11 protein-coding genes are annotated in these 12,689 nt (G+C 71.2%); 5 read left to right on the top strand and 6 right to left on the bottom strand.

Annotated elements, in window-relative coordinates; genetic code table 11:
• Window positions 1-389 precede the first annotated feature (389 nt).
• On the top strand, window positions 390-1,760 hold the full coding sequence (locus O7617_RS29490) for an endo-1,4-beta-xylanase (protein WP_282259582.1): 1,371 nt from the start codon (window positions 390-392) through the stop codon (window positions 1,758-1,760).
• A 52-nt stretch (window positions 1,761-1,812) separates the two neighbouring features.
• Here the strand turns inward: O7617_RS29490 and O7617_RS29485 are convergent, their stop codons facing one another.
• The 3 genes from O7617_RS29485 to O7617_RS29475 form a co-directional block, all read right to left on the bottom strand.
• On the bottom strand, window positions 1,813-4,698 hold the full coding sequence (locus tag O7617_RS29485; RefSeq protein ID WP_282259581.1) for a glycosyl hydrolase: 2,886 nt from the start codon (window positions 4,696-4,698) through the stop codon (window positions 1,813-1,815).
• A 155-nt stretch (window positions 4,699-4,853) separates the two neighbouring features.
• Window positions 4,854-5,228 (bottom strand): hypothetical protein, encoded by a 375-nt coding sequence (locus O7617_RS29480; RefSeq protein ID WP_282259580.1) that lies wholly within the window; start codon window positions 5,226-5,228, stop codon window positions 4,854-4,856.
• Between the two features lie 40 nt (window positions 5,229-5,268).
• Complete coding sequence (locus tag O7617_RS29475; protein WP_282259579.1) at window positions 5,269-5,964, bottom strand: DUF1223 domain-containing protein; 696 nt, start codon at window positions 5,962-5,964, stop codon at window positions 5,269-5,271.
• Between the two features lie 116 nt (window positions 5,965-6,080).
• Here O7617_RS29475 and O7617_RS29470 point away from each other — a divergent pair, with 116 nt between their 5' ends.
• Window positions 6,081-6,395, top strand: coding sequence for a GNAT family N-acetyltransferase (locus O7617_RS29470; protein ID WP_348774155.1), 315 nt, complete (start codon window positions 6,081-6,083; stop codon window positions 6,393-6,395).
• Between the two features lie 10 nt (window positions 6,396-6,405).
• On the opposite strand, the gene O7617_RS29465 is transcribed toward O7617_RS29470, so the two are convergent.
• Both O7617_RS29465 and O7617_RS29460 read right to left on the bottom strand, forming a co-directional pair.
• A complete protein-coding gene (locus O7617_RS29465; protein WP_282259576.1) occupies window positions 6,406-7,332 on the bottom strand; it encodes a 5'-3' exonuclease in 927 nt (308 codons plus the stop codon).
• A 59-nt stretch (window positions 7,333-7,391) separates the two neighbouring features.
• Window positions 7,392-7,619 carry a hypothetical protein gene (locus tag O7617_RS29460; protein WP_282259575.1) on the bottom strand — a complete coding sequence of 76 codons (228 nt, stop codon included), beginning with the start codon at window positions 7,617-7,619 and terminating at the stop codon, window positions 7,392-7,394.
• A 272-nt stretch (window positions 7,620-7,891) separates the two neighbouring features.
• On the opposite strand from O7617_RS29460, the gene O7617_RS29455 reads away from it, so the two are divergent.
• A complete protein-coding gene (locus O7617_RS29455; RefSeq protein WP_282259574.1) occupies window positions 7,892-8,779 on the top strand; it encodes a winged helix-turn-helix transcriptional regulator in 888 nt (295 codons plus the stop codon).
• A gap of 32 nt (window positions 8,780-8,811) precedes the next feature.
• Here the strand turns inward: O7617_RS29455 and O7617_RS29450 are convergent, their stop codons facing one another.
• The gene (locus O7617_RS29450; protein ID WP_282259572.1) at window positions 8,812-10,179 is read right to left on the bottom strand and encodes a glycosyl hydrolase family 18 protein; all 1,368 of its coding nucleotides are present in this window, start codon (window positions 10,177-10,179) and stop codon (window positions 8,812-8,814) included.
• A gap of 204 nt (window positions 10,180-10,383) precedes the next feature.
• On the opposite strand from O7617_RS29450, the gene O7617_RS29445 reads away from it, so the two are divergent.
• Both O7617_RS29445 and O7617_RS29440 read left to right on the top strand, forming a co-directional pair.
• Window positions 10,384-11,499 carry a Xaa-Pro peptidase family protein gene (locus tag O7617_RS29445; protein WP_282259570.1) on the top strand — a complete coding sequence of 372 codons (1,116 nt, stop codon included), beginning with the start codon at window positions 10,384-10,386 and terminating at the stop codon, window positions 11,497-11,499.
• On the top strand, window positions 11,496-12,638 hold the full coding sequence (locus tag O7617_RS29440; protein ID WP_282259568.1) for an acyl-CoA dehydrogenase family protein: 1,143 nt from the start codon (window positions 11,496-11,498) through the stop codon (window positions 12,636-12,638). The genes O7617_RS29445 and O7617_RS29440 overlap by 4 nt, the downstream gene beginning before the upstream one ends.
• Window positions 12,639-12,689: the final 51 nt, after the last annotated feature.

The following is a 12,689-nucleotide window of genomic DNA, read 5'->3' as shown; positions in this document are numbered from 1 at the left end:
TCGTGGTCGCACGGCTCCGGCACCAGCCCGTGACAGCGGCCGCCAGCGCGCGATCCCGCTGCGCCTCGTCACGACTTGACGAACCGCATGTTATCGCTCACAGTCGATGGTTGAGGGCGGCCACCCACGTGGCTCACCGGGCGAGTCGGCCGGCCGCACCTCGGAACGTGACGTCCGCCCAGGGCATGCCGGACGTCGCGTCAGGACTCCCAGCAGTGGTGCCGTGACGGCTACCGGGCTCGCTGTCATGTCTCGCCGGACCTGGGACACCACCGCCGTCGTACGCGGGCATCGGTCGCCGGGCATCGCCGATGCGGCTCGCCGACGTCACGGGCGCGGCTTCGGGCGCTGCGCCCCCACCGCCGAACCACCACAGACAAGGAATCCGCATGAATCACAGAAAAGTCCTGCGAGCGGCGGTGACCGTCGCGGTCGCCGGCGCTCTCGCCAGCGGCATGACGATGGCGATGACCACCGGGGCCAGTGCCGGCACGACCCTCGGGGCGTCGGCGGCCGAGAAGGGCCGCTACTTCGGTGCGGCCGTCGCCGTCAACAAGCTGTCCAACAGCACGTACACGACGGTTTTGAATCGTGAGTTCAACAGTGTCGTGGCCGAGAACGAGATGAAGTGGGCCTCCAACGAGCCGCAGCAGGGCGTGTTCAACCACTCCAGTGGTGATCGTCTGGTCAGTCATGCCCAGGCCAACGGCATGAGCGTGCGCGGTCACACGTTGTTGTGGCACGCGCAGCAGCCGGGGTGGGCGCAGGGTATGTCGGGCAGCGCGTTGCGCAACGCGATGATCAACCACGTCACCCAGGTGGCGACGCACTACCGGGGGAAGATCCATTCGTGGGATGTGGTGAACGAGGCGTTCGCCGACGGTGGTTCGGGTGGGCGTCGTGACTCGAATCTGCAGCGTACGGGTAATGACTGGATCGAGGCGGCGTTCCGGGCGGCGGACGCGGCGGATCCGGGTGCGAAGTTGTGTTACAACGACTACAACACCGACGGGATCAACGCGAAGTCGACGGGGATCTACAACATGGTGCGGGACTTCAAGTCCCGTGGTGTGCCGATCGACTGTGTGGGGTTCCAGTCGCACCTGGGCACCTCGTTGGCGTCCGACTACCAGGCCAACCTGCAGCGGTTCGCCGACCTCGGTGTGGACGTGCAGATCACCGAGTTGGACGTGATGACCGGTGGCAACCAGGCCAACATCTTCGGCGCGGTCACCCGCGCCTGCATGAACGTGTCCCGCTGCACCGGCATCACGGTGTGGGGTGTGCGCGACTGTGACTCGTGGCGTGGCTCGGACAACGCGCTGCTGTTCGACTGCAACGGCAACAAGAAGGCCGCGTACACGAACGTGCTGAACGCGCTCAACGCCGGCCCGGGGATCCCGACCACCCCGCCGACGACCACGCCGCCGCCCACCGACCCACCGCCCACCACCCCGCCGCCGACCACCGGCGGGTGTTCGGCGTCGGTGTCGTTGAACTCGTGGAACGGCGGGTTCGTGGCCAGCGTGAAGGTGACCGCCGGCTCGGCCGGCACGAACGGGTGGAACGTCAGCGTCACCCTCCCGGGTGGCGCCAGCGTCACCAACACCTGGAGCGCGACGGCCAGCGGCTCCAGCGGCACGGTTCGGTTCGCCAACGTCGACTACAACGGCCGACTCACCGCCGGCCAGGTCGCCGAGTTCGGCTTCCAGGGCACGGGCAGCGGGGCCGGCATGACGCCCACCTGCACCGCCTCCTGACAGACGCCGGCCGGTGCGGAGGACCAGCAGTCCTCCGCACCGGCCGGTCCGGTCAGGAGTACGGGAGCCGCAGCACCGACTGGTTGCCGAGGCCCAGGGTGCTGGGGTTGTTGCCGATCGCCGACCAGACCTCCACCCGGACCCTGCCGTTGCTCAGCGCGCCCAACGTGCCGGTGGCCGACGCCAGGCCCGCGTGCTGCGTGTAGTGCTCGTAGCCCGCGACGGGGTCGGTGGCGAAGTAGCGCCATGTCTCCACCCGGTCCCAACTGCCGTTGCCGGTCAGGTCGTAGGAGACCCGCACCTGCACGCCGTTGCCGACCGCCGTTCCCGCGTCCACGAACAGGTCGAACGCGGTCTGCCCGCCGGAGTAGGCGAGGTTGAGGCCGGTCGCCGTGAAGACCTGCGCGTTGGTGGGCGTACCGTCGTGGTTGCCGTTGGCCGCCGCGACGGTCGTCGTGGCCGCGCCACCGGCGGCGCCCAACCCGCCTCCGGGCAGCAGGTACCGCGTCGGACCGCCGGTGGACGGCGGTGGGGTGGTCGTCGGCGGCGGGGTCGTCGTCGGTGGGGGATCCGTCGGCGTCGTCGGGGGTACGCCGCCGGCCGCGTTGCCGCCACTCCAGGTGTACGCCCCGGTGGTGGCCGTCTTGCCGGCGCCCACACTCAGTGTGGTGCCGTTGGAGAACGTCACGGTGATCGGTGTGGCGGTCGGGTTCGACGCCACGTAGGTGCGGGCGCCGTTGCGCGAGAAGACCGCCGACAACGGGTGGTTGCCGGTCACCGTCGTGTCGACGGTGCCCAACGCCGCGAGATTGCGGATCCAGTGGAAGGTGTGCGCGCGGCTCTCGCCCTCCTCCGGGGTGTAGCCGGGGTTCGCCCGCAGGTTCGCCAGGGCGGCGTCGGGGTCACCGAGCGCCTGGAACTGCCACAGGATGTCCTGCCACACGGTCGGTTGCCCGCCGTTGTTGCGGACCAGTTCGGCGTAGTTGGTCCGCACGTACGCCGGGTTGTTGCCCAGGTACAGGTGTCCGCCGGTGACCGGCAGCAGGTTGATGCCCTGGATCATCTCCGGTTCGGCGCTGAACCAGGTGGCGTACGCGCCGCCGCTGCCCCAGACCATGCCGACGGTTGAGTGGCCGAAGGCGGCGGGGAAGTTCTGGTCGCTGACGTCGAACCAGTACTCCTGGATGGCCGCCGCCTGGGTGGTGTAGAGGAAGACGCCGGCGTCGCGGACGGCGGTGTCACCCGTCGTCTGCCCCCACTGGATCAGGGCGTTGGCGAAGTTCATCCCCTCCGACGAGGACTCCTGGTTGTTGCCGGAGCCGAACGAGCCGTGCCCGGACGCCCAGTCGTGGCCCGCGTAGATGTCGAAGTCCCGCAGGTACGGGAAGCGGGTGTCGTCGCGGCGGTAGTTGTTGGCGTCGCGGATCAGCAGGTCGACCATGCCGCCGTAGCGGCTGGTGGCGGCCCACGCCGGGTCGAACTTGGCGAGCGTCGCCGCGGCGGCGATGAAGTAGCCGTAGTGGAAGTGGTGGTCGTTGAGTTCCTGGTCGGAGCCGTACGACGCCGGGTAGCCGATCAGGGTGCCCCAGTTGTCGTCGTAGTAGAAGACCCGGCTGGTCTTGCCGCTGGACGCGGTGAACCAGTCGGTGAGGGTGCTGCGGATCGCGTTCAGCGCGCTGTCGCGCGTCGCGGTGTCGTTGACCTGGTCGGCGATCTCGGCGATCCGGGCGGCTCGGCCGAGCCCTTTGCCGGTCCAGTAGGTGTCGTTGCCGCGCTGGTCCATCGGATTGCCGCGGACGGCGGCCAGTTGGCTGGTGAGCGTCGCCAGGTCGCTCCCGCTGCCGTCGCCGACGGCCGGCAGTTCCGGCAGGACGCCCTGGAACTTCATCGCGGTGCGGAACTGGTTGACGCCGGTCAGCACCTTCATCCGGCCGCGCGCCGACGGGTAGGTCGGGGTGATCGCGGTGGACCCGCTGAGCGACTTCCACTGGTGCGGGTAGAGGCTGACCACGGTCTGCGTGGCGATGCCCTCCCGGGCGGTGGTGGTGAACGCGTACGTGGTGGTCAGGCCACTGGTCGCCGGGTTGTACGCGTACGACACCTGGGTGCCGGTGACGTGGGCGTGCGCGTACTGGCCGTAGGTGGCGGCCAGACCGGCGCGCTCGGTGGTGCTCGACGTCGGTGGCAGGAGGGCGACCGAGAAGTAGCCTCGGCCGGCCAGGGTGGAGGTGATCCGGCCGGACGCGACGGTCCAGGTCGCGCCGCTCGGGGCGTACGCGACGTAGTCGTGGCCGTTGACCCGGAAGCCGATGGTGGCGCCGCTGTTCGACCAGACGTCCGGGGTGCCGGCGGTGCTGATCGACGCGTTGCCGCCGGTGGCCTGGAAGTACGCGAAGGGCAGGCCGTGGCCGATGGTGGCGCGCAGGGTGCGGGCGCCGTCGCTCCAGTGCGGGCTGACCGTCCAGTCCGTCCAGCCGTCCACCTTGACCTGGGGTGCGGCGAGCCCGGCGACGCCGACCCGGATGTCCTGCACGTACGGGTAGTGGAACTCTCCGACACCGGTCGCGGTGCCGCTGATGGCGGGTGTGGAGTTCGCCGAGAAGCCCAACCCGTCGCCGAACGTGTCGTACGAGATCGGGTGTGCGTGCAGGGGTTCGCTGAACGAGCAGTCGGTGCGCTTCCACAGCAGCGACGACCACCAGTCGTTGGTGGGTATCGGGCCGGCGGGCGCGTTGGCGGTGGCGAACTGGCGGGGGTTGCTGGACATCGCGCCGCACCCGCTGGGGAGCGGGCCGACCGGGGTGGTGGTGTAGCTGCCGGCGCCGACGGGGGCGGCCTCGGCCGCGCGGGTGACCGGGATCGTGAGGCCGCCGACGACCAGAGCGAGGGCGGTGACGGCGGCCAGGGCCCATCGGCGGTGGGGGACGGGAGGTTTCATGGTGCCTCCATCGCGCGCCGGGTGTGGCCGTTTCCGGCTCCGACGCGATGCGTCTGAATTGGGGGGAAGGTCAGGCGAGAGAGCGCTCTCACGGCCACGGTAGTGGAGCACCGAGATTCTCGTCAATGTGTCAGCCCTGTTGCGTACGGATATCGCTATGTGCCGACGCCCTCGACGTCACTCAGTAACGCCTCCGGCACGCGCATCCGCCACGCGTCGGTCACCAGCTCGACCAGACGCTCCAGGTCGATCGTCGCCAGACGCAGCAGCACCAGGGGCAGCCCGTCATACGCGGGCGTGGTGAAGAAGACGTCCGGCTCGCCGAGCAGGAGCGCCTGCTTCTCCGCCTCGTCCCCGACGTACAGCACCGCGATGTCCAGCCGGATCACCCGCGGCCGGCCCGGCGTCCGCTCCGGATAGGACCAGACGAAGCCCTTGTCGGCCACCCGGAAGTCGAACCCGTCGCTGGGGATCTCCACCGTGTGCAGCAGGGCCAGCGCCACCCGGCGTACGTCCTCCGCGTCAACCACCGAGCCCCCTCGCGCCGCCCACCATCAGCATGCGCCGAGACTACGCGTCGGACAGCTCGACGTGGGTCGCGCCGACGACGGCCCCGTAGCCGTTCTCCTGCACGTAGGCGACGACGGCGGCACGGCGCGGGTCGAACTCACGTGGGGTCACCACGTCCACCCGTCCCCGCCCGGCGTTCAGGGTCGCCGACGCGAAGGCGCGGACGACGTTGTCCTGCCGCAGCGTCCGTCCCGCGTTCTCGCCTCGGGCGATCTCGCTGTCCAGGCCCCGCTCCACGACCGCCACGTTCACGACGGTGTCGTCCGGCGGCCGTTCGGCCTCGTAGTCCAGTGCCACCCGCCGTCCGTCCAGCTCTGCCACGGACAGCGTGAGGCGGGTGGCGGGGCGTGTCGCCAGGGCGGACGCGATCGCACCGGACGCCTGTCGACGATCGGATCCGACGAACTCGACGGTGCCGTTGACGACCATCTGCGGGGTGTACAGACCCCGGGTGCCCAGGGCGCGGGCGTACGCCTCCTGCCGCGCGGTGTACGCCGGGTCGGCGAACTGGTCGGGCCACCCCAGATCGTCCCAGTAGTCGACGTGGAAGCCGAGACCGAAGACGGCCTTACCGCGTTCCCGGGCATCGCGTTCGATCTCGGTCAGCAACTCCTCCGCCGGTGGGCAGCTGTTGCACCCCTGCGAGGTGAACATCTCCACGACGGCGAAGCCGCCGTCCGTCGATGGGGTCGTCATGGTGGCGGGTCTCCTCCCACGTGCGGCCGGGGCGTTGCGTTTCCCGTTCCGGCCCCGACAATGCGCGCGAGGTCACCTCCCCGCCGGGCTCGGGGCGGACGCGACCCGCCGGGTGGTTGGATGGTCGGGTGCAGCTCACCGTGACAGACGCGCCGGAGCGGGAGCGCTTCGAGGCGCGCGACGAAACGGGCGCGGTCGCCGGGTTCGTCACCTATCAGCTGACCGGCTCGATCATCGCCTACACCCACACCGAGGTCGATCCGGCGTTCGAGGGCGCCGGTGTCGGGTCGACGCTGGCGCGTGCGGTCATGGACGACGCGCGCGCCAAGCGGCGGACCGTCGTGCCGATCTGCCCGTTCCTCGCCGACTGGCTGGTCAAGCACCCGGAGTACGAGGGCATCGTGGTCCGGTCGACCCGCAAGATCAAGTAAAGCTCGCCGGTCAGGCGTCCGCGCGGGCGGCGAGGGCGTCGACCAGGCGGCGTGCGGAGCCCGCCAGGTTCCACCGCCCTGCGAGGTCGAGCAGCCGGTCCGGGTCGACCGGGGCGGGCGGCAGCGCGGTGGGCAGCTCCGGCAGTGGCACGTCCAGCGCGACCCGGACCACCGTCGGCGCGACGCCCAAATAGTCGCGTGCCGAGGCGAGCTTGGTGCGCAGACCCGGCGCGAAGGACGAGTCGGAGTCGTCGAGAGCGGCCAGGATGCCGGCGATGCTGCCGTAGCGCTCGATGAGCCGCGCGGCGGTCTTCTCCCCGACGCCCGGCACCCCGGGAAGCCCGTCGCTGGGGTCGCCCCGCAGCGCGGCGAAGTCGGCGTACCGGTCGGCCGGCACACCGTAGCGGGCCCGCACCGCGGCGTCGTCGCAGTCGTCGAGCTTGGCGACACCACGCCCGACGTAGAGCAGCCGGACCGGCCGGGCGTCGTCGACGAGCTGGAACAGATCCCGGTCGCCGGAGACCACCTCGACCGGGCCGGGCTGGGTCACCGAGAGCGTGCCGAGCACGTCGTCCGCCTCGTAGCCGGTCGCGCCGACGGCGGTGATGCCGACGGCCTCCAGCACCTCGAGGATCATCGGCACCTGCGGAGACAGCGTGTCCGGAACGACCTCGCCGCCCTGCGGTGCCACCCGGTGCGCCTTGTACGACGGCAGCAGATCCACTCGCCAGGCCGGACGCCAGTCGTAGTCCAGCGCGCAGACCATCCGGTCCGCGCCGCGCCCACGGATCAGGGTGGCGAGCATGTCGAGGAAGCCTCGCACCGCGTTGACCGGGGTGCCGTCCTCGGCGCGGGCGGCGGACTCCGGGATGCCGAAGTAGGCCCGGAAGTAGAGGCTGGGTGCGTCGATCAGCAGGATCGGGGGTCGTTGTGCCACGCCGGACAGCCTGGCACAGCCCTCCGACGATCCGGGGCACCCCCGGCCGTCCGGCGCGGTCAGCCCCGGTCGTCGTGCCGGTAGACGGTCTCGCGTCGCGCCAGGTGCTGCACCACGTAACTGGTCACCAGCAGCAGGACCGCGACCAGCACCTCGATCCAGGCGGCGACACCGTCGGCGACGGTGAGGCCGAGGATCAGCAGGACCAGCCCGACGAGCGCCAGGACTCCGGCCCAGAGTTGGCGGCGGCGACGTGTCGTCGCCCGGTTCGTGTCGTTCGCTGCCACGGCGGACCTCCCGGTCGGGGTCGCCCGCACGGACGTCCCCGGATCCAGGCTATGACCCCGGATGCCGTCCGGCCCGGCAAAAGGCCGTCGGTGTGGTCACCGGGCGACCGAGCCGACCGCCGACCCGACCATGCTGGTCGTGCCGGCGGTCCACCAGCGCCAGAACACACCGGCCCGATCTCCGACGCGCATGTCGTCCGCCCCCGTTCGCCGCGCAGTGCGTTCCAAACTGGAACGGACTATAGTCGGAGCGGGAGCAACGGAGGTAGTGGGTGCGGCGAGAAGATCTTGCCGACGCGGACTGCGGCATCGCGCAGGCGCTCGGCGTGCTGGGGGACTGGTGGACGTTCCTCATCGTGCGCGACGTCGCCGGTGGAACGACCCGCTTCGACGGCCTGCAACGCGAGCTGGGCGTCAGCCGGCGGGCGTTGACCGAGCGCCTCGGCTCCCTGGTCGAGCACGGGGTCTTGGAGCGTCGGCCGTACTCACGACACCCACCGCGCTACGACTACCTGCTCACCGCGAGAGGCGAGGGGTTGCTGCCGGTCCTCATCGCCCTCCAGGACTGGGGGACGAGACATCTGATGGGCGACGGTGAGGTGACCGCGACGGCTGACGCCGGGTCCGCCGAGGCGCGCCGGGCGCACGAACTGGTCGGGCGGCGGTTGCCCGACGTCGTCCTGCCCGATTCGCACGGTCGGCCGGTCGCGGTGGCCGCGACGGGCACGTGGAGCGTCCTCTACTTCTTCCCCGGGGCGTACGCGCCGGTCCGGCCGGACTATCCGCCCGGCTGGGCGGAGATCCCCGGCGCGCGGGGCTGCACCCTGGAGTCGACCACGTACGCCAAGCGGCATCCGCAGTTCCAGGCGGCCGAGGTGGGGGTGTACGGCGTCAGCACCCAGCGGCCCGACCAACTCGCCGACTTCGCCGCGTACGCCGAACTGCCGTTCCCGCTGCTGTCCGACCAGGACGGCCGGTTGGCCGCCGGGTTGCTGCTGCCGGTCTTCCGGGCGGGCGGGATGACCCGGTTCAAGCGGTTGACGCTGCTGGTCGACCCGACGGCGGTGGTGCGGGCCGTGCAGTTCCCGGTCACCGACCCGGCGGGCTCGGTGGACGAGATGCTCACCGTGGTCCGGGCACACGCAAAGGTCCCCGGCTGACGCTGGGCGTCGACCGGGGACCGTGCGAACCGTCAGGCCGGGAGCGTCCAGCGCTGGTTGGCGCCGGCGAAGCAGTCCCAGATCTGCAGTCGGGTGCCGTCGGCGGAGCTGTTGTCGGTGGCGTCCAGGCACTTGTTCGACTGCGGGTTGCGCAGCGTGCCGTTGGACTGTGCCTGCCAGACCTGGGCGCCGCTGCCGTTGCAGTCCCAGAGTTGGACCTTCGCGCCGTTGGCGGTCGAGCCGCTGGTGATGTCGGCGCACTTGCCGAGGGCGCGCAGCGTGCCGTCGCCGGCCACGGTCCAGGTCTGCGCGTTGGTGCCGTTGCAGGTGTAGAGCTGGATGGCGGCGCCGTTGGCGGTGCTTGCCGCGGCCACGTCGACGCACTTGCCGCCGATGCCGGTGATCCGGCCGGTACGACCGCTCGGCGGGGGCGTGGTGCCGCCCATGATGGTGTCGTACATCGCGCTGAGCAGCGAGGTGGAGCCGCTGGTGTCCTGGCTCAGCTCCCAGTTCATCACGCCGCCCGCGTTGGCCAGGGCCCACTGCGTCTTGCGCTTGACGGTCGGGATGCCGTTCCAGCACTGCTGCGAGCCGTTGATGGTGGCGCAGTCGCGGTTGGCGTTCGCCGGGTCCAGGCCGACCAGGTACGAGTAGTTGTAGTAGACCGGGCGGCTGTAGAACGGGATGCCGAGCACGGCCTTGCCGGCCGGCAGGCCGCGGGCCTTCCACCCGTTGACGGCGTTGATGGACCAGTCGTAGTTGGCGTGCGGGCTGCCGCCGTCGTAGGCCATGATGTTGAGCCAGTCGACCAGGGGGAAGACGGCCGTCTGTACGCCCTGCACGGTGGTGCCCTCGCTGACCACGGCGGCGGTGAGCAGCTTGCCGCGACTGCGCATCGCGCTGCTGAGCTGCGTCATGAGTGCGGTGTAGTTGCTGGCCGACGCGCCCGGGTCGGGGTATTCCCAGTCCATGTCGACACCGTCGAGGTTGTACTGGTTGACGAAGTTGACCAGGTTGTTGACGAAGGCGGTGCGGCTGGTGGAGTTGGCGGCGAGAGCTTCGAAGGCGGAGTCGTTGCCGTCGTTCCAGCCGCCGACCGCGATCGAGACCTTCACGTTGTTGGCGTGCGCCTGGGAGACCAGTGAGGAGAGTCGCGCCCCGTCGACACCCTGCAGGCTGCCGTTACTGTTGGGCAGGATGAAGGCGTAGTTGATGTGGGTCAGCTTGTTGTACTGAATGGTGTTGATGTTGCCGGCCCAGGAGGGCAGGTAGCCGACGCTCTTGAAGTTGTTCGGCAGCACCACGGCCTGCGCGGCGGTGGAGGTGACGGTGAGGGTGGCGGCTGCGGTGGCCAACGCGAGCAGGCCGGCGGCGAGGGCGCGGCGCAGTGGTGAGGACATCGGGGGCCTTCCCGTGGGCGGGGGACGACGCCGCCCACGCAGGGTTGTCGTGGGCGGGAGGTGCGGGGACGCAGGAACGGGTGGGCCTCGAGGCAGCCAAATCTTAAAGAGTGTTAACTGTCCGAGTCAATCAATGCCGGTGGATTTCCTTCGTGCCGGTTGTCCGGATTCCGCACTGGCCCAAACGACCGTTAAGCTGACGGCGTGGGAACCGACGAGCTGTATCCGCCGGACCGGCTGACCGCCGCGCAGCGCGCCACCGCCGCCGCCGGCCTGGACGCCCTGCTGCTCGCGCCCGGCTCCGACCTGCGGTACCTGACCGGGTACGACGCCCACGCGGGGGAGCGGCTCACCTGCCTGGTGCTGCCCGCCGAGGGGGAGCCGACCCTGATCGTGCCGAGACTGGAACGTCCCGCGGCGGAGGCGTCCCCCGCACCGGCCACCGGGGTACGCATCGTCGACCACGTCGACGGCACCGACCCGTACCCCCTGGTCGTCGCCGCCCTCGACGGCCCGGTCGCGGCGGTCGGCCTGGCCGACCGGATGTGGGCCGAGCAGGTCCTCGCGTTGCGCGCGGCGCTCCCCGACGCCGCGCAACGGCTCGCCGGTGACGTGCTGCGGGAGTTGCGCATCCGCAAGTCGGCGGCGGAGGTGGCGGCGCTCGCCGAGGCCGGCGCGGCCATCGACGAGGTGCACCTGCGGATGGGTGAGTGGCTGCGCCCCGGCCGCACCGAGGTCGAGGTCGCCACCGACATCGCCGCGGCGATCCGGGCCACCGGGCACGTGACGGTCGAATTCGTCATCGTGGCGTCCGGACCGAACGGAGCCAGCCCGCACCACGGCACCTCGGACCGCCCGATCGGCGTCGGTGAGCCGGTGGTGGTCGACATCGGCGGCACGATGCCGTCGGGCTACCGCTCCGACTGCACCCGCACCTACCTGGCCGGCGGGTCCGCGCCGACCGACTTCCTGGACTACTACGCGGTGCTGCGCGACGCCCAGCGCGCCGCCGTCGCGGCGGTGCGACCCGGCGTCACCGGCGCGCAGGCCGACGCCGCGGCCCGGGCGCCGATCGCCGCCGCCGGCTACGCCGAGGCGTTCCTGCACCGCACCGGTCACGGCATCGGGCTCGACGGTCACGAGGAGCCCTACCTGGTGGCCGGCAACGACCGGCCCCTGGAGGCCGGGATGGCGTTCTCCATCGAACCGGGCATCTACCTCGCGGGCCGGCACGGCGCCCGCATCGAGGACATCGTCGTCTGCACCCCGGACGGCGTGCAACGGCTCAACACCACCCCCACGGAGCTCATCGCGCTATGACTGTCGACCGGATCCTGCCCACCGACGAGGCCCACGACCTGCTGGGTCTCGCCACCGAGCTCGCCGACCGCGAGCTCGCGCCGAAGGCCGCCGCCTTCGAGGAGCGCGCCGAGTTCCCCCGCGAGGTGCTGCGTACCCTCGGCCGGGCCGGCCTGCTGGGCCTGCCCTACCCCGAGGAGTACGGCGGCGCGGCCCAGCCCTACGAGGTGTACCTGCAGGTGCTGGAGATCCTGGCCAGCCGCTGGCTCGCGGTCGCCGAGGCGGTCAGCGTGCACACCCTGTCCTGCTACCCGGTGGCGGCGTTCGGCAGCGACGAGCAGCGCAAGCTGCTGCCGGACATGATCGGCGGCGAGCTGCTGGGCGCGTACTGCCTCTCCGAGCCGCAGGGCGGCTCCGACGCGGCGTCGCTGAGCACCCGGGCGGTGCGCGACGGCGACGCGTACCTGGTCTCCGGCACCAAGGCGTGGATCACCCACGCCCGGACCGCCGACTTCTACAACGTCTTCTGCCGCACCGGCGGGCCCGGCCCGAAGGGGATCTCCTGCCTGCTCGCCGACGCCGGCACTCCCGGCATCGCCCCGCAGGCCGCCGAGCGGACGATGGGTCTGCGCGCCTCCCCGGTGGCCCAGATCGCCTTCGACGACGCGCGGGTGCCGGCCGACCGGCTGATCGGCGGTGAGGGGGAGGGCTTCACCATCGCGATGTCCGCCCTGGACTCCGGCCGGTTGGGCATCGCGGCCTGCGCGGTCGGGTTGGCCCAGGCGGCGCTGGACTACGCGGTCGGCTATGCCCGGGAGCGGCAGCAGTTCGGCCGGTCCATCATCGACTTCCAGGGGTTGGGCTTCCTGCTCGCCGACGCGGCCACCCAGATCTCGGCGGCCCGCGCGTTGACCCTCGCGGCGGCCCGGCTGCGCGGCGCCGGCCGCCCGTACGCCATCGAGGCGGCCAAGGCGAAGCTCTTCGCCACCGACATGGCGATGCGGGTGACCACCGACGCGGTGCAGGTGCTCGGCGGCGCGGGTTACGTCGCCGACCACCCGGTGGAGCGGTACATGCGCGAGGCCAAGGTGCTGCAGATCGTGGAGGGCACCAACCAGATCCAGCGGATGGTGATCTCCCGGGCCCTGGCGCGCGGCTGAGGACGACGGGTGCCGGCGCGGCCCACGCTGGCCGCGCCGGGTACTGCGTCG

The sequence above is a fragment of the Micromonospora sp. WMMD1155 genome, from assembly GCF_029581275.1.
Lineage (GTDB): Bacteria > Actinomycetota > Actinomycetes > Mycobacteriales > Micromonosporaceae > Micromonospora.
The sequence above is the reverse complement of the archived record's forward strand: the minus strand, read 5'-3'. Positions and strand labels throughout refer to the sequence as shown.

Bases quoted from the DNA above. Each gene is read 5' to 3' on its own strand.
- O7617_RS29490 (WP_282259582.1), top strand. From the start codon at position 390: ATGAATCACAGAAAAGTCCTGCGAGCGGCGGTGACCGTCGCGGTCGCC.
- O7617_RS29485 (WP_282259581.1), bottom strand. From the start codon at position 4,698: ATGAAACCTCCCGTCCCCCACCGCCGATGGGCCCTGGCCGCCGTCACC.
- O7617_RS29475 (WP_282259579.1), bottom strand. From the start codon at position 5,964: ATGACGACCCCATCGACGGACGGCGGCTTCGCCGTCGTGGAGATGTTC.
- O7617_RS29450 (WP_282259572.1), bottom strand. From the start codon at position 10,179: ATGTCCTCACCACTGCGCCGCGCCCTCGCCGCCGGCCTGCTCGCGTTG.
- O7617_RS29440 (WP_282259568.1), top strand. From the start codon at position 11,496: ATGACTGTCGACCGGATCCTGCCCACCGACGAGGCCCACGACCTGCTG.